The sequence below is a fragment of the Paramicrobacterium fandaimingii genome, assembly GCF_011751745.2.
In the GTDB taxonomy this organism is placed as follows: domain Bacteria; phylum Actinomycetota; class Actinomycetes; order Actinomycetales; family Microbacteriaceae; genus Paramicrobacterium; species Paramicrobacterium fandaimingii.
In genome coordinates this window covers 2,763,996-2,787,666 of the sequence record NZ_CP061170.1, presented here as the reverse complement: position 1 = coordinate 2,787,666, position 23,671 = coordinate 2,763,996, and the positions used below count along the sequence as shown (strand labels likewise).

The following is a 23,671-nucleotide window of genomic DNA, read 5'->3' as shown; positions in this document are numbered from 1 at the left end:
CACACTCAGCTTGCGGGCGCGACCAATCCGGCGTCGTACGCGAAGATCACCGCGTGCACGCGATCACGCAGCTGGAGCTTCTGCAGAATCTTTCCGACGTGGGTTTTCACCGTCTGCTCTGAGATGAACAGATCGGCGGAAATCTCGCCGTTTGACCGCCCGGATCCGATGAGCGTGAGCACCTCGCGTTCGCGCGCCGTGAGGGCATTCAACTCGAGGTTCGCTCGCGGCGTCGTCGGTCGACTCTGCCCGAACTGCTCGATGAGCCGCCTGGTGATGCTCGGCGCGAGCAAGGCGTCACCTGCGGCGACGACGCGCACGGCCTGCACCAGCTCGTCTGGCAGCGAGTCTTTCAGCAGAAAGCCGCTCGCTCCCGACTGGAGAGCCTCGTAGACGTAGTCATCGATGTCGAAGGTCGTGAGCATGATCACACGCGGCACGTGGGGCAGAGGATGCGCAGGGGAGAGAATGCGCCGGGTCGCCTCGAGGCCGTCGAGCTCGGGCATCCTGACGTCCATGAGGACGACATCCGGCTTCTCGCGGCGGACAAGGTCGACGGCCTCCGCGCCGTCTGCTGCCTGGCCGACGACCTGAATGCCGTTTTGCGCGTCGAGAAGCGCGGCAAATCCTGCGCGCACCATTGTCTGGTCATCAGCGATGACAACGGAGATGGTCATGCGTTCCCTTCAGCACGGACAGAAGCACCTGCATCCGCGTCGAACGGTAGCACGGCGTGCACGATCCATCCTCCCTCAGGCGTCGCGTGAGTTTCGAGCTGACCGCCGAGCATCGACGTGCGTTCGCGCATCCCGATGATCCCGTGACCGCCTCCCGCGGCATCGACGGGGGTCGATTGTGGTGCGGAATTGATGACGGAGACGACGACGCCAGACGTGTTGCTCTGGGCGATCCCGACGCTCACACGAGAGCCGGGGGCGTGCCGCAATGCATTGCTGATCGCCTCCTGCACGATGCGGAAGACAGCTACCTGAGCCGAAAGCGGAGCTCCGCGCAGGTCATCATCGATGCTGAGATCGATGGGAACTCCCGCGCGTCTGGCGCTTTCGATGAGACCGGGAACATCGCCGATCGTTCGCTGCGGCATTCTCTCGGCCTCCTCGCCGTCCGGGCGGAGCGTGCCGAGCAATCGACGCATTTCGGCAAGGGCAGAGCGGGCGGATGCGGCGATGTCGTCGAACTCCGCGATGGCGGGGTCGCCGAGGTCGCTCACGCGGTACTTTGCCGTCGACGCCTGCACCTGAATGACCGACATGCTGTGAGCGACGACGTCGTGCAGCTCTCTGGCGATGCGCGAACGCTCCTCGATGAGCTGTCGGCGCGCTTGCTCCTCGGCGGACACCTCCTTTTCGCGAGCAAGTTCGTCTCTGATCTGGTTTCGGCCGACGACAAGAAAAGCGAACCCCAGTGCGGCGGCGGCAATCGAGAACGTCACGATCAGGTCGGCAAGAATCGCTCCGAATGACACGGCCGGAGTGCCGCCGGAGAGCGGGGGGATGGCGAGGGCGACGGCAAGCGCAAGCGACCAGGTGACCACACCGAGCATCCATCCTTGTCGATAGACGACGAGGGCAATCAGAAGAGCAAGCGTGATGATCTCGGTGACAGGGATCGGCCACGGCCAGAAGGGGTCGCGCCCGCTCCCGGCGAGAATTCCGTTGCCAAGCAAACCGACGAGGAAGAGTCCGATCGCCAGGCGCGGCTTGAGCAGCGCAAGAGGGAGCGCGCCGCAAATGAGTGCCGAGAAGGCGAAAGCGACGGCAACGGGCACCTGATAGAGAGCGGAGCTGACGGGAACGGCAATGGAATACAGCGCAACGGAGACGCTGCCAACTGTTATCCACAGCCAGAGGGGGAAAGTGCGCTGCTGAACCATGCAAGCATCCTGTCACGCGGCGTGTTCGCTCGACATCGCCCGGTGGTATGAACGTGACGACATAAAGCGACCCCCGGGTGTGAGCCCGGGGGTCGCAATCAGCGTGGGTGAGCGGGGATTATGCGGTTTTGCTCTTTCGGCCGAAGATGAGGCCCCAGATCAGCAGCACGATAATGGCGCCGCCGATGGCGAGCAGCCAGCTCGAGATGCTCCAGAACTCGTCAACGCCGACCCCGAAGATCACGTTGCCGAGCCAGCCTCCGAGGAAGGCACCAACAACCCCGAGGAGGAGGGTGACGATCCAGCCGCCGCCCTGCTTGCCGGGCAGGATCATCTTTGCGATGGCACCGGCGATGAGTCCGAGAATGAGAAATGCAATGAAATTCATGGTGACGCCCTTCTCTCAGGGGCAGACTTGTGACCCGCCCAACCTGTCTATAAGGACCGGTTGCGAGTCACCATACGCGTACATTCGGCGCGGAGGTAGTAGGCGCGTTCGATTTTTGTTTTTTGTGCCCGTTCTCAGGTCTTTCCCTCTAATGTTGAAAGGTCGGCTCTGGACACCGCGCTGTGTGCGGATGGGTTTGTAAGTCTGTTGGGCCGGATTGCTCTCGAGAACGAGATGCGAACACACACGATGTGAACGGTCCCGGCCACTGAACGCCCGGGTTATGAATGCCGCGCCTATGCAGCGCGCGGTTCTGTACGTTTCATGCATGAGAACAACCCGGAAAGCACACGATGCCGAAGAACAAGAAGCCCGCAGGCGGTCGCCCCGCCCGCAATTTCGACCCTGACTACATGGCAAACCGCCGCGCGCACCAGGCGAAGAAGGGCGGCCCGAGACCGGGCAGCCGCAGCCCGGGGCATCGCGGATACCGTGCGCCGGAAGAAGCCCCGAAGAAAAATCGTTGGGATGCCGCCGAGCGCGCCGAGCGCGCCGAACAGCGTCGAGCTGGTGACCGTCGTGACGAGCGTCGCTCATCCGAGCGCGACGACCGCCCGCAGCGTCGCTTCGATCGAGACGATCGGCCGCAGAAGCGTCAGTTCGACAGAGACGACCGCCCCCGCCGTGATGACCGGCCGCAGCGTCGGTTCGAGCGGGATGACCGGACCCAGCGTCGCAACGTCGCGCGTGACGATCGCCCGCAGCGTCGCAACCACAACCGTGACGAGCGGCCGCAGCGCCGCGATTCATTCGACTCGCACAAGGCACAGCAGCACTTCACCCCGCAGGATGACGTCGTGCTCGAGCGCCTCGAGGCTGACGCGATCCAAGCGTCAGACGTTGAGGGCGTGAGCTTCGGCGATCTCGGTCTCGGCCAGAACATTGTTCGCACGCTCGGCGAGCTGGGCGCAGCATCCCCGTTCCCGATTCAAGCAGCAACGATCCCCGACGTTCTCGCGGGCAAAGACGTTCTCGGCCGTGGACGCACAGGCAGCGGCAAGACAATCGCGTTCGGCGCCCCCCTTGTCGAGCGGCTGCTCGAGAACCGTGGTGGAACAAAGCGTGACATGGGCCGTAAGCCCCGCGCGCTCATTCTCGCCCCGACGCGAGAGCTTGCTCTGCAGCTCGATCGCACGGTGCAGCCGATCGCTCGCAGCGTCGGCCTGTTCACCACGCAGATCTACGGCGGCGTTCCCCAGGGCCGGCAGGTCGGCGCGCTGAAGCGCGGCGTCGACATTGTGATCGGCACACCGGGTCGCATCGAAGACCTTATCGAGCAGGGTCGCCTTGACCTCTCTGATGTGAAGGTCTCCGTTCTTGATGAGGCCGACCACATGTGCGACCTCGGGTTCCTCGAGCCCGTGCAGCGCATTCTGCGGCGCACGGCGCCCAAGGGGCAGAAGCTGCTGTTCTCGGCAACGCTCGACACCGGCGTCGCCGCGCTCGTGACCGAATTTCTCGTCAACCCGGTAGTGCACGAAGTCGCCGGCGAAGACCAGGACTCAGGCAGCATCGACCACCGCGTGCTCGTTGCCTTGCGCGAAGACAAGGTGCAGCTGCTCTCAGAACTCGCGAACCGCGACGAGAAGACACTGATCTTCACACGCACCCGCGCCTATGCCGAGCAGCTCGTCGACGAGCTCGAAGACACGGGAGTGCGAGCCGTCGCCCTTCACGGTGACCTCAGCCAGGGTCGCCGTCAGCGCAACCTCGAACGACTCACCTCTGGTCGGGTGAAGGTGCTCGTCGCCACGGACGTTGCCGCACGCGGCATCCATGTCGACGACATCACCCTCGTGATTCAGGCAGACATGCCCGATGAGTACAAGACGTACCTGCACCGCTCGGGCCGCACGGGGCGCGCGGGCAAGACCGGACGCGTGGTCACAGTGATCCCGCGTAACCGTCGTCGTCGTATGGAAGACCTGCTGAGCCGGGCTGAGATCGACGCCCCGATCGTCGATGCATTCCCCGGAGACGACGTGATCGACGAGATCGCCGGACGCCCGACGATCGCCGACCTGACCTCGTAGGACGGACACGACAGCGGCACCCGTCACCGCGACGGGTGCCGCTCTCGTGTCACACGAAGGCCAGCGTCGCGTTGTCGATGAGGCGCGTCGCGCCCACGCGGGCAGCGAGCACGAGAACGGCCTCGCCGCGAAAGTCGGGTGGGCACTCGGTGAACGTCGCCCGCTCGACGAGCGTCGCGTAATCGAGCGAGAACTCCGGATGCCGGTGCTCGGCGTCCGTGAGGGTTCGCCGCGCAGCATCCTGAGCCTGCTGCGCTGTGGGCTCTGCCCGAGCGGCGTCGAGGGCACGGGGGAGCAGGAGGGCGATCTCGCGTTCGGTGGTGCTGAGGTAGCGATTGCGGCTCGACAGGGCGAGGCCGTCGTCATCGCGCACGATGGGGACGCTCTCGATGCGCACCCCGAGGTCGAGGTCGGCGACGAGTCGCTCGACGAGGGCGAGCTGCTGAACATCTTTCTGCCCGAAGACCGCTACGTCTGGCTGCACGCGCTGAAACAGCTTGGCGACGACGGTGAGCACGCCGTCGAAGTGCCCGGGGCGGGCAGCGCCCTCGAAGACGGCGCCCATGCGCCCTGCGCTGACCGTCACCTCGGGCTCTCGCGGGTACATTTCGTGCAGCTCGGGCGCGAAAATGGCGTCGACGCCGTCTGCACGACAGATCGCACGATCCGCCTCGAGATCGCGCGGGTAGCGCTCGAAGTCCTCGCCCGGCCCGAACTGCAGCGGGTTGACGAAGATGCTTACCGCGACAGCATCCGCCATCTCATGCGCGCGGGCGATGAGCCGACGATGCCCGTCGTGCAGCGCGCCCATTGTCGGAACGAGCGCGACGGTTCCACGCTCGGCTGCCCGCCACGCGTCGATGCCGCGCGAATCGAGAACCTCGGTCACGAAAAGTCGCGCTCGGGCTCGGGGAAGGATCCGGATGCCACGTCGTCGACGTAGGCGCGCACGGCACCGCCGAGCACCTCGTCGAGGTTCGCGTAGCGCTTGACGAATCGCGGCACAGGCCCCGTGCGCAGCCCCGCCATGTCTTGCCACACGAGCACCTGCGCGTCGCAGCCGGAGCCCGCGCCGATGCCGACTGTGGGAATCTGCAGCTCGCGTGTGACCTCGGCGGCCAGCTCGGCTGGAACCATCTCGAGCACGACAGCGAACGCGCCGGCCTCGGCGACGGCGCGGGCATCATCGAGCAGCAGCTGCTGCGCCGCATCGCCTCTGCCCTGCACCTTGTAGCCGCCCAAAGCGTGCTCGCTCTGCGGGGTGAAGCCGATGTGTGCCATCACGGGGATGCCGGCGTCGACGACGGCCCGCACGCGGTCTGCCATACGTACTCCGCCTTCGAGTTTGACAGCGTGAACCCCGGCCTCTTTCATGAAGCGGATCGCCGTTGTCGCCGCCTGCTCGGCAGACACCTCGTAACTGCCAAACGGAAGGTCGGCGATGACGAGAGCGTGCGACGTCGCCGATGACACAGCGCGGGCGAGCGGAATCAGCTCGTCGACGGTGACCGGAAGGGTGGTCTCGTGCCCGTACACGTTGTTGGCGGCAGAGTCTCCAACGAGCAGCGCCTCGACACCGGACCGTTCGAAGAGCGCGGCCGTGTACTGGTCGTAGCTCGTGAGCATCGCCCAACGGCGGCCCTCGCTCTTCGCCTTCTGCAGGTCGAGCGTGCGAACGCGGCGTGCAGGACGTGCGGCGGGAGCATCCGGTGTCTCTGTGCGCTCAGACATGCGCTGCTGCTTCTGAGCGCACACTGCCCGGCGCGGGTTCAGACGCATCCGATCCGAGCCCCGTGATGCGGTTGAGCTCGTCGACGTGCACGATCTTCGGGCGGTGGCTCTGCAGCTCGGTATCGTTGACGAGGCCGTACGCGACGATGATCACGAGATCGCCTGGCTTCACGAGGTGGGCGGCGGCTCCGTTGATCTCGATGTCGCCTCCGCCCGGGCGCCCGGTGATGACGTAGGTCTCGAGGCGAGCACCATTGGTGATGTCGAGAACGGCTACCTTTTCGCCGTCGACGAGTCCCGCCGCATCCATGAGCTCGCTGTCGATCGTGATCGACCCCACATAGTCGAGGTCGGCCGCGGTGATGGTGGCGCGATGGATCTTCGAGGTAAGCATGGTTCGAAGCATGATTGCCATGGTACCGATGCAAACCGGGATGCTGCCGAGAGTGACGTGCGTAGGATGAACCACATGAGAATCGTCGTGGGAGTCTGCGGTGGCATCGCCGCGTACAAGGTCGTCGGAGTCATCCGCACACTCGTGCTGCAGGGGCACGATGTGCACGTGATCCCCACGGACGAGGCGCTGAGATTCATCGGCGCCCCGACGCTCGAAGCGATCAGCCGCAATCCGATCGCCACAGACCTGTTCGACGGCGTCGCCGAGGTGAAGCATGTTGCCCTCGGCCAGAGCGCCGACGTGATTCTCATCGCCCCCGCCACGGCAAACACCATCGCCAAGCTCGCGACGGGCCTGAGCGACAACCTGCTGACAAACAGTGTGCTCGCCTCGACGGCGCCGCTCGTGATCGCTCCTGCGATGCACACCGAGATGTGGCAGAACCCCGCAACGCAGCACAACGTTGCCACCCTCGTTGATCGTGGTGCACACATCGTCTGGCCCGAATCGGGTCAGCTGACGGGAAGCGACGTCGGCGTTGGCCGGCTCGCCGAACCCGAGGTCATCGTCGACGCGGTCACCGCGGCAACGGGGCCCAAGGACCTCGCGGGGAAGACCGTCGTCGTGACGGCGGGTGGAACACGCGAGCCGATCGATCCCGTGCGCTTTATCGGAAACCGCTCGAGCGGCAGGCAGGGCGTCGCGCTCGCCGAAGCAGCTCGCGACCGCGGAGCAGATGTCGTGCTCATCGGGGCGAACCTCGAGGTGCCGCCCCCGATTGGCATTGAGTTTGCGCCGGTGTCGACGGTGGCCGAACTTCGTGATGCTGTGGTTTCGCGCGCGACAGGCGCCGACATCATCGTGATGGCCGCAGCGGTGTCTGACTATCGGCCCGTGAACGTTGCCGAGACGAAGATGAAGAAGGACGCCGTCGGCGACGCCGTGTCGATCGACCTCACGGCCAACCCCGACATTCTCGCGGAACTGGGTGCGCAGCAGCATCCGAGACCCGTTCTCGTGGGCTTCGCCGCCGAGACCGAGGCGGATGCTGACGCGCTCGCCGCCCTCGGAGCGGGCAAACTCGAACGAAAGAATGCCGACCTCATCGCCGTGAACCGCGTGGATGAGGGGCGCGGGTTCGGCGCCGCCGACAATGAGGCGCTCATCGTTGCCTCCGGCGGGCGAATCGTCGCCACGGTCGACGGCTCGAAGCGCGTCGTCGCCGATGCGATTCTCGATGCGGCACTCGAGGTGCAGCGCTGACGACTCGCGTGCTGCGTGCCCCTAGCGTGCCTTCGCGGCGAGTTCGCGCGTTGCCTCGACGAGGGCGTCGAAGAGCGGGAGTCGGTGTGGAAGCGCGTCGGCAACCGCGGCGCGCTGCCGCTGCACCGTCGTGTTGTCTCCGCGCGCGATCGGTCCAGTGAGCGCGGCTTCAGCGCCGTGCTGCGCCCAGTTCTCGATCGTGGCACGAACGAGCGGGGTGAGTGCACGGCGATCCAGCCCGACTGTCTCGGCGAGCTCTTCTGCGAACCCTTCAATCGTCACGGCGAAGTTCGAGGCGATGGATGCCGCGGCGTGGTACGCGGCGCGGTCGGCATCGTCGACGGTGATCGGTGCCATTCCGAGTGTGACCGCCAGCTCTTGAGCACCATCGAGCGCTCGCTCCGTCGTTCCCGCTATTGCGGCGTGTGCCCCAGCGAAGCTGTCGCCCGCGCCGGTCACGGTGAGCAGCGGGTGCAGGCTGAACGACTCGTGCGGGGCCAGCGCAGCGAGAGTCGTCGCACCCGAGAGGTGCCCGACGAGACGCCCAGGTTGCACGCGCCCCGCGACGTCGGCGATGGCGGCATCCGACACAGCGAGAAGCACGATGTCGGCATCGATTCCGAGGGCACCGTCGTCGGCGGCATCCGCCTGACCATGAGTGAGCGGACCGCGCACATCGATGCCCTCGGCGCGCAGCGCAGCGGCAAGCGCCGTTCCCATTCTTCCGGCTCCCACGATCATCACTGCCGAGTGTGCGAGAGCATCCGGTGCCATCTCCGGTGTCATTGCCCCATTGAAGCACGCGGACCGCGGGAACACGTTGGAACGGTTCGCCCGCGAGAGCCAGATGCGCTTAGAACCAGTGGTCAGCAAGCAGCTGCATCGACCGGTTGCGAACCGCCGGATCATACGCGTACGTGGCGGTGATGAGTTCATCGGCATCGGTACGCTCCACAAACTCTCGGAGCTGCGCAATCGCTGTCTCTGGGGCCCCGACGGCTTTGATCCTCAGCATGGGGTTGCGCCCACCGTGCGTTTCGAGCTCGGCCGGATCGACAGGCGGCTGGAGCATGCGGCGCTCGCCCTTCAGCACGTCGAGAAACATCTGCTCGACGACGGTGAACTGGCGCGCCGCTTCGTCGTCGGTGTGGGCGATCATGACGTTGACGCCCGCCATCACGTAGGGTTCGGCGATCTGAGCGGTGGGCGCGTCGGGGGTGAAGGAGTCCCGGTACACGCGGATGGCGTCATCGAGCTGCTCCGGTGCGAAGTGCGACGCGACAGAGAACGGCAATCCCAGCTGGCCCGCGATCGAGGCGCCGTTCACCGTCGACCCGAGCACCCAGATCGGCACGTGGGTTCCCGCCGATACCGCCGAGAGAATCGGCGCACTGTGTGCGGTGCCGGCATCGCTGAACCAGCCCTGCATGTCGAAGATGCTGCGGGCAAATGCCTGGGGTTCCGCAGAGGAGCGGTTCAGCGCCTGCGCCGTCAATCCATCGGTGCCTGGCGCGCGACCAAGGCCAAGATCGATGCGGTCACCATGGATGTTGGCGAGGGTTCCGTACTGCTCGGCCACCATAAGCGGGGCGTGATTGGGAAGCATCACGCCACCGGCGCCCACTCGGATTCGCTCGGTGACCGAGGCAGCCTGCGAGATGAGAAGCGCGGTGGCACTCGCCGCGAAGTTGGGTGTGTTGTGATGTTCTGCGAACCACAGCCGACGGTACCCCAGCCGATCTGCGAGACGGGCCGACTCCATTGAGGCAGCGATGCTGTCTCGCACAGTGGACCTTTCGGGGATGGAGACCAGATCAAGGATGCTCAGCGGCACAGACCTCAGTGGCACAGACACAGTTCGTGGGTTCCTCACGTTTGTAGGGGAGAGTCAGCAACGAGCCTAGCTGTGGCCGATACAGTGGAGACACTGTGACGACCCGTGAGACCGCCGGCACGCCCGGAGCCGATGAGAAGCGCGCGCATTTCCCGCGCCTGCGAGTCGGGCGACGCTGGCTCAACCTCATCTGGACGATTCCCGCCGCGATCGTCGTGCTGCTGGCTCTCGTGGCGATCGGCATCGCCGTGCGGCAGCTTCCGGGCGTTGACGCTTTCATCGCGCGTTACCCGGGCACTGTCGACCGCGCGGAGCCTCAGGGGTTTCCCTGGTGGCTCCGCTGGCAGCACTTTCTCAACATCATCTTCCTGCTGCCGATCATGCGTTCGGGGCTGCAGATTCTGGCCGGTCGACCCCGGCTGTTCTGGAAGGTCGGGCAGCGCCCAGGCGGCGAGTGGCTGCGACTCAACGAGACTGTCGAGCCAGGCGCCCGGGTTTCGCCGCGGCACGATGCCGTCGGCCTGCCGACGCAGCTCGGTCTGCCGGGAACGCGACGCTCAACAGCATCCGCTCGCTGGTGGCATCTCACCGTCACGATGCTGTGGCTGCTGAACGGCGTCGTCTTCTACATCGTGCTGTTCGCGACGGGGCAGTGGGCGCGCGTCATCCCCACGAGCCTCGACGTCTTTCCGAACGCGCTGAGCGCTGTGCTGCAGTATGCATCGCTCGACTTTCCGGATCAGCGCTCATGGGTGGCGTACAACGGAATTCAACTGCTCACCTACTTTGTCACCGTGTTCATTGCCGCGCCGCTTGCCGTCATCACGGGGATGCTGCAGTCGCCACGCATCAGCAAAGCCGTCGGCGCCGCGCGATCGACAGTGTTCGGTGCGGAAGCAGCGCGGAGTGTGCACGCGATTGTTCTCGGTTGGTTCATCGTCTTCACGATCGTGCATGTTGCGCTGGTTCTCACGACCGGAGCGGCAGAGAACCTCAACCACATCACGCTCGGCCACACGGGAACGGGGCCGGCCGGGATCGTTCTCTTCGCGATCGGTGTCGTGGTGATCGCCGTGCTGTGGGTGGTCGCGTCTCCCGTGACAAATCGGTGGCCAGACGTCGTGCAGTCGGTCGCCGTGCGCATGCTCGGTCCGCTCGCCACATGGTTCTGAGACAGGGTCGCTGAGTCCTCGCGCGTTCCGCGGCTGCGGCGCCGGGCACGGACGGCGTGTCAGGCGATGCGGCGCGCGTGCTCCCTGCGGGTGAGCGTCACCCAGCATCCCTTTTCTGGATCTCGAGCGTGCAGATCGGATGCTTCGAGGGGGCCGTCGGTGAGGGTGAGCGCCGTTCCCAGCATGCCGAAGTGCACGTCGCACACGTGGGGATGCCTGCCAGCGAGATCGTAGTACGGGCAATGGTGCACGGTGATGCGCGTCGCGTCCGGGTCGTCGTCTCGCTCGACAATCGCATCGAATCCGCAGGTGTCAAGCTGGTCTTCCAAAACATCGAGCTGACGGTCGCTTGTTGAGGGCTGCGGGCTCACGCTCTTCGGGGCGACGATGCTGCGCACAAGATCGGCACGTTCGTAGGCGTCGCGCACGCGCTGCGCCGTCGCGCTGTCGGCCAGGGTGTCGGCGATGCTGTACAGCATGCGAGGCCGCCCGCGCGACGCGCGTCGGATCGACTCCGAACGCACGAACCCCGCGTCGATCAGACGATGCAGGTGCTCTCGCGTGGTGTTCGTGTGCAGGTCACAGATTTCAGCGAGTTGCTCAATGCTCTGCGAGCCTCGCGTCTGCAGCGCATAGAGCAGCTCGATGCGGCTCGGCGAGGCAAGAACTCGGTACTGCTCCGGCAGCGTACGTCCCATGGAATCATCATAGTTCTACAGTATGTAGAACTCTAGCTCTGACTTTTCGCCCACTCGGCAACGCGCTCCGCCGACTCTGCGGGTGAGAGGTCTTCGACGCGCGTCATGATCGTCCAGCGAACGCCGAACGGATCAAGAATCGAGCTGAAGCGGTCGCCGGAGACGAACGATGTCGGCTCTTCGCGAATCGTCGCTCCGGCCGCCTTCGCCGCAGCGGTCACCGCATCGACGTTCGGGCAGTACAGCGCCATGGAGTAATCGTGGCCGCGTTGCGGCTCGGGCGCCACGAGTGCGTTCGCCTCCATGGGATCGCTGAATGTCAGCATCCCGTTGCCGAAGTCGACGACCGCGTGCGCGACGATGTCGCCAAATCGTGTGACGTCGACGATGTGCGCGCCGAAGACGGACGCATAGAAGTTCACTGCCTGCTCTGCTGGTGAGACGACGATGTGCGGGGTCAGCGAGGTGCTTCCGTGCGGAATGCCGTTTGTCGTGTGTGTTCCGTGTGCGGCCTGCGTCTGTGTCGTTGAGCTCATGGGGCCAGAATATGAAGCGAATGTCTGCGGCGTCTTGTATTTTTGCGACATGACCGATGCTGCGCCGCGCTCTCGCGGTCATCTCACTCCCGGAGCCGTCGGAGTGCGCTTCGACAGGTTTGAACTGGGGCCCGGGCTGAGCCAGCTCGTACGCCACGTCTGGCTCGTCACGTGGTCGCTTGCCGACGGCGTTGTTGTGCCGCAGCGGGTGCTCAGCTACCCCGCCGTGAACATCGTGTTTGAGCCGCACGGCGTCGCACTGTACGGCCCCGACTCGCGCGTTGACACACGGGTGCTCCAGGGTGAGTCGTGGGCTGTCGGCATTCTGTTTCGACCCGCGGCCGGGGTGCTTCTTACTCAAACGACGCCGAGCGACCTTGCGAGAATGGCACCTGACGGCGAGTCCGTCGCCTGTGCCCCTCGCGACGCCGTGCGGGCGCAGCTTGCCGAAAGCGACAGTTCGCGTCTCGTGGGCACGCTGCGGTCGTGGCTCACCCCGGCCGCCGACGGCATCGACGAGAGCGGGCTGCTGCTGAACCGCGTGTGCGCGATCGCCGAGGGCGACGAGGCGATGCTGCGGGTCGACGAGCTCGCGGCATCCGTTGGCGTGTCTGTTCGAACGCTCGAGCGTCTCGTGCATTCGCGACTCGGTGTCTCACCCAAGTGGCTCATCGAATGCCGGCGCATGCAGAACGCGGCAACGCGGCTGTATTCGGAGAGCGACGTCGAGCTGTCTGCGCTCGCCGCAGAACTGGGTTTCGTCGACTACGCGCACCTGTCGCGCCGGTACGTGAGCATTCTGCACGAGACCCCAGACCAGACGCGCCGCGCGGGCGAGCGGGCGCGAGCGGCTGCCTCCGCGGTCTAAACGTGTGTCACTTTGTGCTATTTCTGCCCAGGGCAAAGCAGCACAAAGTGGCACACATTTGCGGCGGGCTGAGTGGGCAGGGCGGCGGGCCCCTGCTAGAAGAGCGGCAGCGCGGCGGTTGCGGACGACGCCGGCTGCGAGGTCGCGCGGGGCTCCGGCTCGAAGCGCACGGCGCGGCGACGCTCGAGCCCGTATGCGCGCAGCAGAGGTCGCACCCGCTCGGCGAGATCGGCCCGGTACTCGGCTGATGCATACGTGCCGCGCGCATACAGCCTGTTGTAGACGCTCAGCAGCTCGGGACGCTCGCGCTGAAGCCACATCATGAACCAGGGCTTCACTCCTGGCTTGAGGTGCAGGGAGGAGAACAGCGCATAGCTCGCGCCCGACGCCTTCACGCGACGAAGCGCGTCGTCGAGCTGTTCTGTGGAGTCGGTGAGGTAGGGGAGGATCGGCATGAGGAAGACGCCGCACTCGAGCCCCGCCTCGCGAACGGCCTTCACCGTGGCAAGGCGCGCCGTCGCCGTCGGAGTTCCCGGCTCGACGGATGCCTGCAGCTCGTCGTCGTAGACCGCGATGGACATCGCGACATCGACGCTCACGTGTCGTGCGGCATCCGCCAGCTTCGGAATGTCCCGCCGCAGCAGGGTGCCCTTCGTGAGCACCGAGAACGGAGTGCGTGACGCCGCGAGCGCCTCGATGATGCCGGGCATGAGCTGATAGCGTCCCTCGGCCCGCTGGTATGGATCGGTGTTCGTGCCGAGGGCAACGAGCTCGTGTTCCCACGACGGCCGCGCCAGCTCACGTGCGAGAACCTCGGCAACGTTCGTCTTCACAACGACCTGCTTATCAAAGTCCTCCCCGGCATTCAGCTCGAGGTACGCGTGCGTCGGCCGTGCGAAGCAATAGGTGCACGCGTGTGAACACCCGCGATACGGGTTGATCGTCCAGGTGAACGGCATGTCCGAGCTGGCATGAACGTGATTGAGCGCCGATTTGGCGAGCACTTCGTGAAACGTCATTCCCGCAAACTCGGGAGTCTGCACCGAGCGCACGAGCCCGGCGGGCTTGGCGAGCCCTGGCAGCGCGTTGCCGTCGCCCGCCGTCAGCTTCTGAGCATCCCATCGCATCCGTTAAGTAGAACATAGATGCGCATGTTTCTGAACAGCATACTCAGAAGATTCGAATACTCACGATGATGATCGCTGAGAGCAGCCAGAACGCGATGATGAACACCGTGTCGCGCGCGCGGAACGGCACATCGTGGCGCTCGGTTCGGGAGGGGTGCGCACCGAAAGCGCGGGCGTCCATCGAGAGCGAGACGCGCTCGGCGTGCCTGATTGCGCTCGCGAGCAGCGGCACAATGTAGCCGACGGTGCGTCGCACAGCGACGATCGGGCCGCGGCCGCCCCGTGTGCCGCGCACGCGGTGCGCCTTGCGGATCACGTCGAGCTCATAGCGAAAGCGCGGAACGAAACGGTACGACGCGAGGGCGGCATAACCCACTCGATACGGCACGCGCAGGTGCGCGACCGCGGAGCGAACCATGTCTGGCCCCGTCGAGGCGAGCCCGGTGAGCAGGGCAAGGGCGACGATGCTCATGAGACGCAGCGCCGTTGCGGCGCCCACCTCGACCGCACTGAGATACAGACTGTAGTCGCCGATGGTCAGCAGCACGGAACTGTGATCGAGGGCGCTGGCGTCGGTCCACAGGCTGAACCCGAGCCCGAGAACGACGGCGGCGAGCGGCAGAGCGAGAAGAAGCAAGATGAGGCGACGGGCAGTCAAACGGGCGCCCGTCAGCAGAAGCAGGTACGCGAGGGCGATGAACGCGGCGGGTGTCGCGATGTCGCGGGTGAAAACGAGAACGAGAATCGCGGGGATCGGCCCGGCGATCGTCGCCAGCGGATTGAGCGCGTGCAGAAAGTGGGGCGACGCAGCGCTCGCGTCGGCAGTCGCCGTCATGCGCGAACCCCCGGCAGATCGGCGAACCGTGTGACGCCGTTCCACGACGGGTCGTCAAGGCCTCTCATGACGCGGGCGAGCGGCGGCTGGCGCAGACTGTTGCGTCGCAGAAGGGCGTCATCAGAGAGGATGCTGGCGGCAGAGCCGTCTGCAGCGACGGTGCCGTCGGAGAGCACGACGACACGTGACGCGTACTCGGCGACAAGCTGCATGTCGTGCGAAACGACGATGATCGTCGTTCCCTCGGCACGCAGCAGCTGAAGCATGGCCATCAGCTCGTCGGCGCGTTCGCGATCTTGCCCGAATGTGGGCTCGTCGAGAGCGAGGATTGGTGCTCCGACGATGAGCGCTGTTCCCACAGACAACCGGCGCTTCTGCCCTCCGGACAGAAGAAACGGGTGCACGTCTCGGTGTGCCGAGAGCCCGAGCCGCGCGAGCATGCGGTCGACGCGGTCGCTGATCTCGTCTGGTTCGAGACGCCTGCCCGATGAATCGCCGTGCACACGCAGTCCAGAGGCGAGCTCGTCTGCCACCGAGTTTGCAACGAACTGATGCTCGGGGTTCTGAAAGACAAAGCCCACACGCTGGGCGAGTGCGTGGGCGTCGCGCGTTGCGGCATCCATTCCGGCGAGGGTGACGTGCCGTTTCGGCGGCCGTGCAACCCCCGTCATCGCCTGAATGAGCGTTGTCTTGCCCGCCCCGTTCGCGCCGACGATGGCGAGAAAATCGCCCTCGTGCACGTCGAGACTCACGCGATCGAGAAGAACAGCGTCTCCGCTGGCGATGGTGAGATCACGCACACGAATGAGCGGCTCGCCACGGGGCTGCTCTGTGACCGGCAGGTGCAGGGCAGGAAGCTGAACGTTCGTGAGCGCTTCGCTGAGATCTCTCGTTGAGAGGGGAGTCGGGTCGAGCTCGACGCCGACCGACGCGAGATGCTGCGCGACCATCGTCGCCGTCGGCAGCCAGATGCCGAGTGAGGCGATCTCCCGTGCATGGCCGGCGATCACCTCGCGGGGAGTGCCCGTGAACGCCGTGCGACCGTCGCGATCGAGAACGACAACGCGGTCGACGATGGGCAGAGCGGCATCCACGTCATGCTCAATGAGAACGACAGACCGGTCGCCCTCTGCAGTGACCCGGCGCAGCACGGCATAGACGTCGTCGCTTCCGCTCGGATCGAGATTTGCCGTTGGTTCGTCGAGAACGAGAATGGGGGTGTGCATGGCCAGCGCGCTCGCGATTGCCAACCTCTGCAGCGCACCTCCAGAGAGGATGTCGGGAGAGTCATGTCGGCGCTCCCACAGTCCCACCGTGCGCAGAGCATCCTTGGCGCGGCGCAGAATCTCGGCGACGGGGAGCAGCATGTTCTCGAGCGCGAAGCACACCTCATCGAGCACAGATGCGGTGACGATCTGCGCGTCGGGATCTTGAAAGACCATCGCCACGTGCTCCGAGAGCCGGGCCGTTGTCGACGTCGAGACGTCGATGCCGCAGGCGGTGACGGTACCCTCGAGCTCGGCGGGAATGGACTGCGGCACCAGGCCGTTGATGGCGAGCGCCGCCGTCGACTTTCCACATCCGCTTGGCCCCAGAAGCAGAACGACTTCCCCCGTGTCGACGCTGAGGGTCACCCCCGCGGGAACATGAGTGGCTCGATCCGCGTGGCGGACTCGGACGTCGTCGAGTGTGAGCGCTCGCGCCGGCATCGCGGCGTCAGGCTGCCGACATCGGCTGCGTATGCGCGTGCTTCGTCGCCGAACTGCGCGGTCTGCTGTCGATCTCGTGTTGGATGCCTCGCGCGACACCCGTCTTGTTGATTCCCGCGGCGATGACCCGACCGAGCCAGGTGAAGAGCACGGGGCTCACGGCGAAGAGGCCGAAGTAGACGAGGTTCGCCCAGCCGACGAAGTGCTCCATGCCGACGGCGATGAAAACCGCGCCGCCGAAAATCGTTCCCATGATCGCCGCCGCGACGTAGAACACCCACGGCTTCCAGTAGTGGTACCGACGAAGAGCGAAGGGAATCTCCTGCAACAGGCCGACGGCGAGCCCTGTCGCGAGGTAGCGCATGATGAATGCGGGGTTCACAGCCGAGCCGACGAGGCCGGCGATCAGGCTCGTGATGAGCGCGACGCCGGGGAGCCGCAGAAGCGACTGGGCGATGACGCCGGGAAGAAAATACACGCCGATCGCGAGGCCGTAGACGATGGGCGCTGCGGCAGCGACGATGCCGTTGACGAACCCCGCAACGGTGAAGATGATCCCGCTGCCAACGCCGATCGCGGCGCAGGTCATGAGGAGGCGGGTGCTGAACATGCGTATCCCTTGGGGACTCGGGTGTGTGGAGAACTCCACTCTCTCAAACTTAGCTGAGGCTTGCCTATATAGGCAATCACGGGAACCGTGACAAATGCGCTCAGCGGCGGCGCCGTCGCGGGGTGAGGGTGACCGTCGGCAGCGGTGGTGCGGGAATGCGCTCGGCCCCATGGCCCGGAACGTTCCCAAAGCGGGATGCTCGGGCCTCCCAGTCCTCGCGCGCTCTCACGATGTCGTCGTGCGCTCTGCCGACGAAGTTCCACCACATCACGAGATCTTCACCAAAGGGCTCGCCTCCAATGAAGATCACGTGCGCCGCGGCATCCGCAACGATCTCGACGGACGGGCACCCGTCGCCGATGTAGAGAAGCTGTCGCTCCGTCACCCGCACATCGTCGACGGTGACCTCGCCGTCGAGAACGAAGACGGCATGCTCAAACGTGCGGTCGACGGGGATCGATTCGGCTGTGCCTGCCGCGAGCCTCATCTCGGCGCCGAGCAGGGGTGTGAAGGTCGTGGCGGGGGATGTCGCAGAACCGAGCGTTCCGACGAACACGCGGGCGCTCACGCCGCCCTGCTGCCAGACCGGAAGGTCGGAATGCTGCTCGAAGAACGGCTCGTGATCGGCCGCGCCAGAGGGAAGCGCTACCCAGAGCTGCACACCGCGCAGCGCGGCAGACGCGGCGTCTGGCTCCGTCGAGAACTCTGAGTGAGCGATGCCGTAGCCGCTCGTCATGATGTTCAGCTGGCCCGGCTGAATCATGACGTCGCTCAGCACGGTGTCGCGGTGTCTGATCTCGCCATTGAGGGGCCACGTGACGGTTTGCAGCCCGATGTGCGGGTGCGGCAGAACCCGCATCGGAACGCCAGCCTCGTCAAAGTAGTCGAGAAAGCACCACGCGCCGACGGTCGGCAGCCCGCGCTGCGGAAGTGAGCGGTGCACCGTGATTCCGCGGATTCCGCCGAGCGGAACCTCGCGGGACTCGAGCAGCAGTGTCATCGGCCCGGGCGAGGCGACCTCCCGAACAAGCAGTTCCTCGGTTGGGGCATCGAATCGCGTCATGGCGCGCTCACTTCTTCTCGTGTTTGGGCGTCGGCCAGGCCACGTGCGCGTCGTATTCGTGGTGTCGCTTCAGATATGCCTGAATGAACGGGCAATACGGCACAATGATCTCGTCACGCTCAACGGTGTCGTCGAGGGCGAACTTGGCGAGTACGCTACCGAACCCGCGGCCCTCGTACGCCGTGTCGACGACGGTGTGCACGAACGCGGTTCCGCTCTCTTCGTACGCGAATTGGGCGTGCCCGACGAGGGTGTCATCGATCCACAGCTCATAGCGGTTCTCCGCGTCATTGCGCGTGACGTGCGGTGTGATGTCTGCCATGTCGTCCCCCTTGCGTCGTTTGCCATAACCGTACCCGCGACTCTCACGAGTGGCCAGGCACCGCCTATGCTTGAACCGGAGGGTGACGGTATGAATCAACGCGCGAGCCGCGCATTGCGCGGCACGGCAGCCGCTGTCATCTCCACGGTCATCGCTGCGACATCGCACGGTCTCGCCGATGGTCGCGCGCCGAGCGTCGTCGCTGTGAGCGTCGCGCTCACGGCATCCGTATTCGTCTGCATTGCGCTCGCCGGAAAGACGGTGTCTCGCGCACGTCTCGCCGTCGCCGTGGCATTCAGCCAGCTTGCCTACCACGGCATGTTCGCGTTCGCGCCGTCGGGCGGCAGCGTCTCGTCGACATCGCTCGGGGCCCACGCCCAGCACACGCTGGGATCGATAGACGTTCACGCGGGCGCCGTCGCGCACGGCCACAGCCCCGCGATGTGGTGTGCGCACATTCTCGCCGGCGTGGTCACTACGATTCTGCTTGCCACGGGCGAGAACGTCGTGCACGGCCTCTTCGTCACGGTGCGACTTGCCGTCTCCACGCTGTTCACGCATCCGGAGCCCGTGCCGATTCCGAGGTTGCAATCGCTGTTGCCGGATGCCGTCGCGCCACGTCGGGCGCCCGTCGTCGACTCGTCACGCTCTCAGCGCGGACCACCCGCGCTTTCCCTCGGCTAGCTCGCTGTCGCCTCTGCGCGGTCGAGCTGCCATGACGACCACGTGATTTTCCTGCCTCGGTGAGGCATGTGAAACGGGCGCCCGTCTGCGGGTTCTCCGCTGTGCCCGAACACAACGACAGAAAGACAGAAGAGATATGAAGAGAACAACACGACGACGTGCCGGTATCGGAGTAGTGGCGGGAGCTGCGCTCGCCCTCGCCCTGCCCGTCGCGGCCAGCGCCCACGTGCACGTCGTGCCAGACGAGGCGGCGGCAGGGTCAAGCACCGTGCTCACGTTCACCATCGGGCACGGCTGTGACGGCTCGTCAACGACGGCGGTCAGCATTCTGATGCCAGACGAGGTCATCTCGGCGAAACCCGTCGTCAACGCCGGATGGACGGCGAAGACGCAGACGGAGCCCGTCGACGGCGTCAGCGATCAGAACGGCGACCCCGTGAGCGAGCGCACGAGCGCCGTGGAGTTTACGGCGAAGACGCCACTTGCCGACTCCCAGATCGACACGCTCTCTGTGCAGGTTTCGCTCCCCGAAGAAACCGCGGGCGAGACCCTTGCGTTCCCCGTCGAGCAGACGTGCGAAGAGGGATCGACCTCGTGGGATCAGGTTGCCGAGTCCGAGGGCGATGAGCCCGAGCATCCGGCTCCGACGATTGCCGTCGGAGCTGTCGACGTCTCGGGCCACGGCCATGGAGGGGGAGAGGATGCTGCCGAGCACGGCACGGCAGACGCACAGGCCTCGTCGCAGACTGATAACGACAATGACCTGATCGCACGTATAATCGGAATTGCAGGGCTCGCTGTCGGTGCCGCCGGAATCGTCCTCGCGATCACGGCCCGTCGGCCTCGCGCGAAGGAGAGAAAGTGACACGCAGAGGGACTCGCACATCGATCACAGGAGCGCGAGCCCCTCGAGCGGTGGCTGTCGCGTTTGCCGTCGGGCTCGCCGCGGCCCTCGCTGTCGGAGCTCCCGCCTCGGCGCACACGCAGGTGGCGCCGGCCTCACCTGAACCCGGATCGACGGTGACGACGGGCCCCGTGACCGTCGCGCTGAACACAACGGAGCCGGTGCTCGAGAGCGGGCAGAAGAGCATTGTCGTGAGAGGGCCGGGCGACGAGGAGCGCTACTTCGGTGATGGCTGCGCCACGGTCTCGAACGGCATGACCCTCAGCGCCGACGTGACGCTCGGAGAGCCGGGCGAGTACACGGTGATCTGGACGCTCGTTGCCGAAGATGGGCACACGCAGAGCTCTGACGACTTTGAGCCGTTCACCTTCACATGGCAGCCCGAGGAAGGGCAGCAGGCCGCCGAGGGAGCGTCATCGGTTCCGACCTGCGGGGAGGAACTTCCCGCTGAGGCACCAGACGACAGCGGCAGCTCAAGCGACGAGCCCTCCGAGTCGAGCAGTCAGGGCAGTCAGGGCAGTCAGAATGGTCAGGACAACCAGGCAGCGGATGCGCCGGCGAGCGAGCCCGACAGCTCTGACATCGGCTGGCTGATTGCCGCGGGCGGAATCGTGTTCATCGCGGCCGCCGCCGTTGTGATGATTCTGGTGCGGCGCCGCATGCTGGCCGATGATGCCGAAGATGAGGATGCCGCCGCAAGCGACGCCCAGGGCGCCCAGGGCAACCACGGCAACCACGGCAACACGGACAGCTCGTCTGACGCGTCTGAGTCGTCTGGCTCGTCTGGCGGTTCGGCTGGCGACGGGCCGTCGACCTCGTCCTGACGCCGGCCTCAACGCGCGTGACGGTGCCACCGACTACGGTGGAGTCGATGACTTCTCCTGCCGGTGGCACCGCACTCGAGGTTCTGAGCCACGTCTTCGGATACGACGCCTTCCGCGGCGACCAGGGAGAGATCGTCGACCAGGTCACCGCGGGCGGAGACGCCGTCGTGCTCATGCCGACGGGCGGCGGAAAGAGCCTGTGCTACCAGATTCCGGCTCTGCTGCGCGAGGGAACGGGCGTCGTCGTGTCTCCGTTGATCGCCCTCATGCACGACCAGGTGCAGGCGCTCCAGGCCGTTGGCGTGCGGGCAGAGTTTCTCAATTCGACGCAGTCTGCTGCCGAACGCTCTCGCGTCGAACGCGACTATCGCGCGGGAGACCTCGACATTCTCTATGTCGCTCCCGAGCGCTTGAGCAACCAGGCGACGCGGTCACTGCTCGCGGAGGGCACCATCGCCCTCTTCGCGATCGACGAAGCCCACTGCGTGTCGCAGTGGGGGCACGACTTTCGGCCCGACTACCTCGCGCTGTCCGAGCTTGCCGAGCTGTGGCCCAACGTGCCGCGCATCGCCCTCACGGCCACAGCGACCGAGGCGACGCACGCCGAGATCACGCAGCGACTGAGCCTTGGCAACGCCCGGCATTTCGTTGCGAGCTTCGATCGCCCCAACATCCAGTACCGCATCGTGCCGAAGCGGGATCCCCGGGCGCAGCTTGTCGAGTTCATTCGTGCCGAAGGGCAGGATGCCGCGGGCATCGTGTATGCCCTGAGCCGAGTGAGCGTCGAGCGAACGGCCGACTACCTGCGCCAGCGCGGCATCACGGCGCTTGCCTACCATGCGGGGCTCGATGCAGACGTGCGTGCCGACGCCCAGTCGCGGTTTCTGCGCGAAGACGGCGTCGTCATTGTGGCGACGATCGCTTTTGGCATGGGCATCGACAAGCCAGACGTGCGATTCGTCGCCCACATTGATCTTCCCAAGTCCGTTGAGGGCTACTACCAAGAGACCGGGCGAGCAGGGCGTGATGGTGAGCCCGCTGTTGCCTGGCTCGCCTATGGGCTGCAGGACGTCGTGCAGCAGAGACGCATGATCGACGACGGCGCGGCCGACATCGCCCATAAGCGACGTTCGATGCAGCACCTCGACGCCATGCTCGCGCTGTGCGAGACAGTGCAGTGTCGACGCGTCAATCTGCTGCGGTACTTCGGCCAAGAGAGCTCGCCGTGCGGCAACTGCGACACTTGCCTGAACCCGCCGGCTGTCGTCGACGGCACCCTTGCGGCGCAGAAGCTGCTCTCGACAGTCGTTCGCCTCGACAGGGAACGCAATCAGCGCTTCGGCGCCGGCCAGGTGATCGACATTCTGCGAGGCAAAGAGACACCGCGCACGCGGCAGCATGGGCACGAGGCACTGAGCACATGGGGCATCGGCGCCGATCTCTCTGACCAGCGCTGGCGGGGCGTCGTGCGGCAGCTTCTCGCGCAGGGGCTGCTCGCCACACGTGGTGAGTACGGCGTGCTCGGGCTGACCGAGTCGAGCGGCGAGGTGCTGCGCGGTGACCGTGCGGTGCAGCTGCGCGACGAGCCCGAGAAGGCACAGCGCTCCCGGTCGGCACGCCGATCTGCGGCGCAGCAGCTTGAGCCGGCAGCAGCCGAGCTCTTCGAGAAGCTGCGCGAGTGGCGTGCGAGCGTAGCGAGGGAACAGGGAGCGCCGGCCTACATCGTGTTCGCCGACGCGACGCTGCGCGACATTGCGGCGGCGAAGCCGACAGACGAAGCGGCACTGGGAGCGATCAGCGGCGTTGGCGACAAGAAGCTCGCACGCTATGGCGCCGCTGTGATCGAGGTCGTTCGCGGCTAGGCGTGGCTCGGCGTGCCGTTCGTCTGCGGCCCGCTCTCGCACGCGGTCGACTCGGCAGGCGGCAGTGACCGATTCAGCCAGTCTTGCCACGTCGTCGAGCCGCGTCTCGAATCGGCAACGATGTTTGCCCCCGAGCGCAAGTACCGTCCGATTGCCGTAATGAGCGGAACGGGCACAAGAGCGGCTCGGCGTCCGGTGTGCGTCAGCCATTGCTGCGAAAACGAGCGGACGGAGGCGATCTCTGGCCCACCGTACGATTTAATCTCGTCAGGGCCGGTATCGGCTGTCGTGTCGACAATCACCTCGGCCATATCGGCGACGTCGATGGGCTGAATCTGGGCTCGACTAGACGTCGGCACAACGCGAAATCGGGAGGCCTTCTCGATGATCTGCAGCATCTGCTCGAACACGACGGTGAATCGCACGACGGTTGTGGCGACAGGCGAGTCGAGGTAGACCCCCTCTTGGTCGGTCTTCGCCTCGTAGTACGCGAAGTCGCTCTGGTCGCAGCCGACGTCAGACACGACGACGATGCGAGTGATGCCGACGCGGGCGGCAGCATCCGTGATCTGCACGGCACCAACGCGAAACACCGCCTGAGCAACGTGCGAAACGCCATTGAGGCAGTCGATCACAACATCGGCGCCCCGCAGATGCTCGTCGAGCTCTGCCTGAGTCGAATGGTAGAGATTGCAGACGCGGTAATCGACTCCGATGACGAAGTTCGCGGCATCAGGTGCCGGAATCTCGCGCGAGAGCGAACGCACGGCGTGCCCGCGAGCGCGCGCGGCAGCGGCAACGGCGCTTCCGACGAGCCCCGTCCCCCCGACGACGAGAATGGTGTCCATGCCCGTGAC

At 65.7% G+C, this 23,671-nt stretch carries 25 protein-coding genes; 8 read left to right on the top strand and 17 right to left on the bottom strand.

Annotation, left to right across the window (positions count from 1 at the left end; translation table 11 throughout):
• Positions 1-5: 5 nt before the first annotated feature.
• From HCR84_RS13450 to HCR84_RS13440, 3 genes are all read right to left on the bottom strand, one after another.
• On the bottom strand, positions 6-677 hold the full coding sequence (locus HCR84_RS13450) for a response regulator (RefSeq protein WP_166980227.1): 672 nt from the start codon (positions 675-677) through the stop codon (positions 6-8).
• Complete coding sequence (locus tag HCR84_RS13445) at positions 674-1,894, bottom strand: histidine kinase (RefSeq protein WP_166980229.1); 1,221 nt, start codon at positions 1,892-1,894, stop codon at positions 674-676. Before HCR84_RS13445 ends, HCR84_RS13450 begins: the two co-directional genes overlap by 4 nt.
• 118 nt (positions 1,895-2,012) lie before the next feature.
• The gene (locus HCR84_RS13440) at positions 2,013-2,282 is read right to left on the bottom strand and encodes a GlsB/YeaQ/YmgE family stress response membrane protein (RefSeq protein ID WP_166980231.1); all 270 of its coding nucleotides are present in this window, start codon (positions 2,280-2,282) and stop codon (positions 2,013-2,015) included.
• Between the two features lie 353 nt (positions 2,283-2,635).
• Here HCR84_RS13440 and HCR84_RS13435 point away from each other — a divergent pair, with 353 nt between their 5' ends.
• Positions 2,636-4,375, top strand: coding sequence for a DEAD/DEAH box helicase (locus tag HCR84_RS13435; RefSeq protein WP_166980234.1), 1,740 nt, complete (start codon positions 2,636-2,638; stop codon positions 4,373-4,375).
• Positions 4,376-4,424: 49 nt separating this feature from the next.
• Here the strand turns inward: HCR84_RS13435 and panC are convergent, their stop codons facing one another.
• Genes panC through panD form a run of 3 tightly spaced genes read right to left on the bottom strand, consistent with a single transcriptional unit; the run spans position 4,425 to position 6,512 of the window.
• Entirely contained in the window at positions 4,425-5,264 is an 840-nt protein-coding gene (panC, locus tag HCR84_RS13430) for a pantoate--beta-alanine ligase (RefSeq protein ID WP_195706646.1), read from the bottom strand.
• The gene (gene panB, locus HCR84_RS13425; protein WP_166980236.1) at positions 5,261-6,106 is read right to left on the bottom strand and encodes a 3-methyl-2-oxobutanoate hydroxymethyltransferase; all 846 of its coding nucleotides are present in this window, start codon (positions 6,104-6,106) and stop codon (positions 5,261-5,263) included. Before panB ends, panC begins: the two co-directional genes overlap by 4 nt.
• A complete protein-coding gene (gene panD / locus HCR84_RS13420; RefSeq protein ID WP_166980238.1) occupies positions 6,099-6,512 on the bottom strand; it encodes an aspartate 1-decarboxylase in 414 nt (137 codons plus the stop codon). The genes panB and panD overlap by 8 nt, the downstream gene beginning before the upstream one ends.
• A gap of 54 nt (positions 6,513-6,566) precedes the next feature.
• On the opposite strand from panD, the gene coaBC reads away from it, so the two are divergent.
• Complete coding sequence (gene coaBC / locus HCR84_RS13415) at positions 6,567-7,766, top strand: bifunctional phosphopantothenoylcysteine decarboxylase/phosphopantothenate--cysteine ligase CoaBC (RefSeq protein ID WP_491562675.1); 1,200 nt, start codon at positions 6,567-6,569, stop codon at positions 7,764-7,766.
• Between the two features lie 21 nt (positions 7,767-7,787).
• Here the strand turns inward: coaBC and HCR84_RS13410 are convergent, their stop codons facing one another.
• Both HCR84_RS13410 and HCR84_RS13405 read right to left on the bottom strand, forming a co-directional pair.
• The gene (locus tag HCR84_RS13410; RefSeq protein ID WP_166980242.1) at positions 7,788-8,552 is read right to left on the bottom strand and encodes a Rossmann-like and DUF2520 domain-containing protein; all 765 of its coding nucleotides are present in this window, start codon (positions 8,550-8,552) and stop codon (positions 7,788-7,790) included.
• A gap of 67 nt (positions 8,553-8,619) precedes the next feature.
• On the bottom strand, positions 8,620-9,621 hold the full coding sequence (locus HCR84_RS13405) for an LLM class flavin-dependent oxidoreductase (RefSeq protein WP_244972490.1): 1,002 nt from the start codon (positions 9,619-9,621) through the stop codon (positions 8,620-8,622).
• A 74-nt stretch (positions 9,622-9,695) separates the two neighbouring features.
• On the opposite strand from HCR84_RS13405, the gene HCR84_RS13400 reads away from it, so the two are divergent.
• Positions 9,696-10,772 carry a cytochrome b/b6 domain-containing protein gene (locus HCR84_RS13400; RefSeq protein ID WP_166980244.1) on the top strand — a complete coding sequence of 359 codons (1,077 nt, stop codon included), beginning with the start codon at positions 9,696-9,698 and terminating at the stop codon, positions 10,770-10,772.
• A 59-nt stretch (positions 10,773-10,831) separates the two neighbouring features.
• Here HCR84_RS13400 and HCR84_RS13395 read toward each other — a convergent pair whose 3' ends face one another.
• Positions 10,832-11,470 carry a helix-turn-helix transcriptional regulator gene (locus HCR84_RS13395; RefSeq protein ID WP_166980246.1) on the bottom strand — a complete coding sequence of 213 codons (639 nt, stop codon included), beginning with the start codon at positions 11,468-11,470 and terminating at the stop codon, positions 10,832-10,834.
• 32 nt (positions 11,471-11,502) lie between these two features.
• Complete coding sequence (locus HCR84_RS13390) at positions 11,503-12,006, bottom strand: VOC family protein (RefSeq protein ID WP_166980248.1); 504 nt, start codon at positions 12,004-12,006, stop codon at positions 11,503-11,505.
• 49 nt (positions 12,007-12,055) lie between these two features.
• Here HCR84_RS13390 and HCR84_RS13385 point away from each other — a divergent pair, with 49 nt between their 5' ends.
• Positions 12,056-12,874, top strand: a complete 819-nt coding sequence (locus tag HCR84_RS13385) for an AraC family transcriptional regulator (RefSeq protein ID WP_166980250.1) — start codon at positions 12,056-12,058, stop codon at positions 12,872-12,874.
• 95 nt (positions 12,875-12,969) lie between these two features.
• On the opposite strand, the gene HCR84_RS13380 is transcribed toward HCR84_RS13385, so the two are convergent.
• The 6 genes from HCR84_RS13380 to HCR84_RS13355 form a co-directional block, all read right to left on the bottom strand.
• Positions 12,970-14,001, bottom strand: coding sequence for an Rv2578c family radical SAM protein (locus HCR84_RS13380; protein ID WP_166980252.1), 1,032 nt, complete (start codon positions 13,999-14,001; stop codon positions 12,970-12,972).
• 43 nt (positions 14,002-14,044) lie between these two features.
• A complete protein-coding gene (locus HCR84_RS13375; RefSeq protein ID WP_166980254.1) occupies positions 14,045-14,836 on the bottom strand; it encodes an energy-coupling factor transporter transmembrane component T family protein in 792 nt (263 codons plus the stop codon).
• Positions 14,833-16,545 carry an ABC transporter ATP-binding protein gene (locus tag HCR84_RS13370; RefSeq protein WP_166980256.1) on the bottom strand — a complete coding sequence of 571 codons (1,713 nt, stop codon included), beginning with the start codon at positions 16,543-16,545 and terminating at the stop codon, positions 14,833-14,835. Before HCR84_RS13370 ends, HCR84_RS13375 begins: the two co-directional genes overlap by 4 nt.
• A gap of 7 nt (positions 16,546-16,552) precedes the next feature.
• The gene (locus HCR84_RS13365) at positions 16,553-17,155 is read right to left on the bottom strand and encodes an ECF transporter S component (protein WP_166980258.1); all 603 of its coding nucleotides are present in this window, start codon (positions 17,153-17,155) and stop codon (positions 16,553-16,555) included.
• A gap of 100 nt (positions 17,156-17,255) precedes the next feature.
• Entirely contained in the window at positions 17,256-18,218 is a 963-nt protein-coding gene (locus HCR84_RS13360) for a pirin family protein (protein ID WP_166980260.1), read from the bottom strand.
• A 7-nt stretch (positions 18,219-18,225) separates the two neighbouring features.
• Positions 18,226-18,540 (bottom strand): GNAT family N-acetyltransferase, encoded by a 315-nt coding sequence (locus HCR84_RS13355; RefSeq protein WP_166980262.1) that lies wholly within the window; start codon positions 18,538-18,540, stop codon positions 18,226-18,228.
• Positions 18,541-18,630: 90 nt separating this feature from the next.
• On the opposite strand from HCR84_RS13355, the gene HCR84_RS13350 reads away from it, so the two are divergent.
• The 4 genes from HCR84_RS13350 (at position 18,631) to recQ (ending at position 22,814) form a co-directional block, all read left to right on the top strand.
• Complete coding sequence (locus tag HCR84_RS13350) at positions 18,631-19,224, top strand: hypothetical protein (RefSeq protein ID WP_166980264.1); 594 nt, start codon at positions 18,631-18,633, stop codon at positions 19,222-19,224.
• Between the two features lie 136 nt (positions 19,225-19,360).
• On the top strand, positions 19,361-20,089 hold the full coding sequence (locus HCR84_RS13345; RefSeq protein ID WP_166980266.1) for a YcnI family copper-binding membrane protein: 729 nt from the start codon (positions 19,361-19,363) through the stop codon (positions 20,087-20,089).
• Positions 20,086-20,952, top strand: a complete 867-nt coding sequence (locus HCR84_RS13340; RefSeq protein ID WP_166980268.1) for a copper resistance CopC family protein — start codon at positions 20,086-20,088, stop codon at positions 20,950-20,952. Before HCR84_RS13345 ends, HCR84_RS13340 begins: the two co-directional genes overlap by 4 nt.
• A gap of 47 nt (positions 20,953-20,999) precedes the next feature.
• Positions 21,000-22,814, top strand: a complete 1,815-nt coding sequence (recQ, locus tag HCR84_RS13335; RefSeq protein WP_166980270.1) for a DNA helicase RecQ — start codon at positions 21,000-21,002, stop codon at positions 22,812-22,814.
• Here the strand turns inward: recQ and HCR84_RS13330 are convergent.
• A complete protein-coding gene (locus tag HCR84_RS13330; RefSeq protein WP_166980272.1) occupies positions 22,811-23,662 on the bottom strand; it encodes an SDR family oxidoreductase in 852 nt (283 codons plus the stop codon). The genes recQ and HCR84_RS13330 overlap by 4 nt on opposite strands.
• Positions 23,663-23,671: the final 9 nt, after the last annotated feature.

Coding starts and splice junctions, on each gene's coding strand:
- panB (WP_166980236.1), bottom strand. CDS start 6,106: ATGTCTGAGCGCACAGAGACACCGGATGCTCCCGCCGCACGTCCTGCA.
- HCR84_RS13365 (WP_166980258.1), bottom strand. CDS start 17,155: ATGTTCAGCACCCGCCTCCTCATGACCTGCGCCGCGATCGGCGTTGGC.
- HCR84_RS13395 (WP_166980246.1), bottom strand. CDS start 11,470: ATGGGACGTACGCTGCCGGAGCAGTACCGAGTTCTTGCCTCGCCGAGC.
- HCR84_RS13435 (WP_166980234.1), top strand. CDS start 2,636: ATGCCGAAGAACAAGAAGCCCGCAGGCGGTCGCCCCGCCCGCAATTTC.
- HCR84_RS13385 (WP_166980250.1), top strand. CDS start 12,056: ATGACCGATGCTGCGCCGCGCTCTCGCGGTCATCTCACTCCCGGAGCC.
- HCR84_RS13370 (WP_166980256.1), bottom strand. CDS start 16,545: ATGCCGGCGCGAGCGCTCACACTCGACGACGTCCGAGTCCGCCACGCG.
- HCR84_RS13440 (WP_166980231.1), bottom strand. CDS start 2,282: ATGAATTTCATTGCATTTCTCATTCTCGGACTCATCGCCGGTGCCATC.
- HCR84_RS13355 (WP_166980262.1), bottom strand. CDS start 18,540: ATGGCAGACATCACACCGCACGTCACGCGCAATGACGCGGAGAACCGC.
- panD (WP_166980238.1), bottom strand. CDS start 6,512: ATGCTTCGAACCATGCTTACCTCGAAGATCCATCGCGCCACCATCACC.
- HCR84_RS13410 (WP_166980242.1), bottom strand. CDS start 8,552: ATGACACCGGAGATGGCACCGGATGCTCTCGCACACTCGGCAGTGATG.
- recQ (WP_166980270.1), top strand. CDS start 21,000: ATGACTTCTCCTGCCGGTGGCACCGCACTCGAGGTTCTGAGCCACGTC.
- HCR84_RS13390 (WP_166980248.1), bottom strand. CDS start 12,006: ATGAGCTCAACGACACAGACGCAGGCCGCACACGGAACACACACGACA.
- HCR84_RS13445 (WP_166980229.1), bottom strand. CDS start 1,894: ATGGTTCAGCAGCGCACTTTCCCCCTCTGGCTGTGGATAACAGTTGGC.
- HCR84_RS13380 (WP_166980252.1), bottom strand. CDS start 14,001: ATGCGATGGGATGCTCAGAAGCTGACGGCGGGCGACGGCAACGCGCTG.
- HCR84_RS13345 (WP_166980266.1), top strand. CDS start 19,361: ATGAAGAGAACAACACGACGACGTGCCGGTATCGGAGTAGTGGCGGGA.
- HCR84_RS13350 (WP_166980264.1), top strand. CDS start 18,631: ATGAATCAACGCGCGAGCCGCGCATTGCGCGGCACGGCAGCCGCTGTC.
- HCR84_RS13375 (WP_166980254.1), bottom strand. CDS start 14,836: ATGACGGCGACTGCCGACGCGAGCGCTGCGTCGCCCCACTTTCTGCAC.
- coaBC (WP_491562675.1), top strand. CDS start 6,567: ATGAACCACATGAGAATCGTCGTGGGAGTCTGCGGTGGCATCGCCGCG.
- HCR84_RS13450 (WP_166980227.1), bottom strand. CDS start 677: ATGACCATCTCCGTTGTCATCGCTGATGACCAGACAATGGTGCGCGCA.
- HCR84_RS13360 (WP_166980260.1), bottom strand. CDS start 18,218: ATGACGCGATTCGATGCCCCAACCGAGGAACTGCTTGTTCGGGAGGTC.
- HCR84_RS13330 (WP_166980272.1), bottom strand. CDS start 23,662: ATGGACACCATTCTCGTCGTCGGGGGGACGGGGCTCGTCGGAAGCGCC.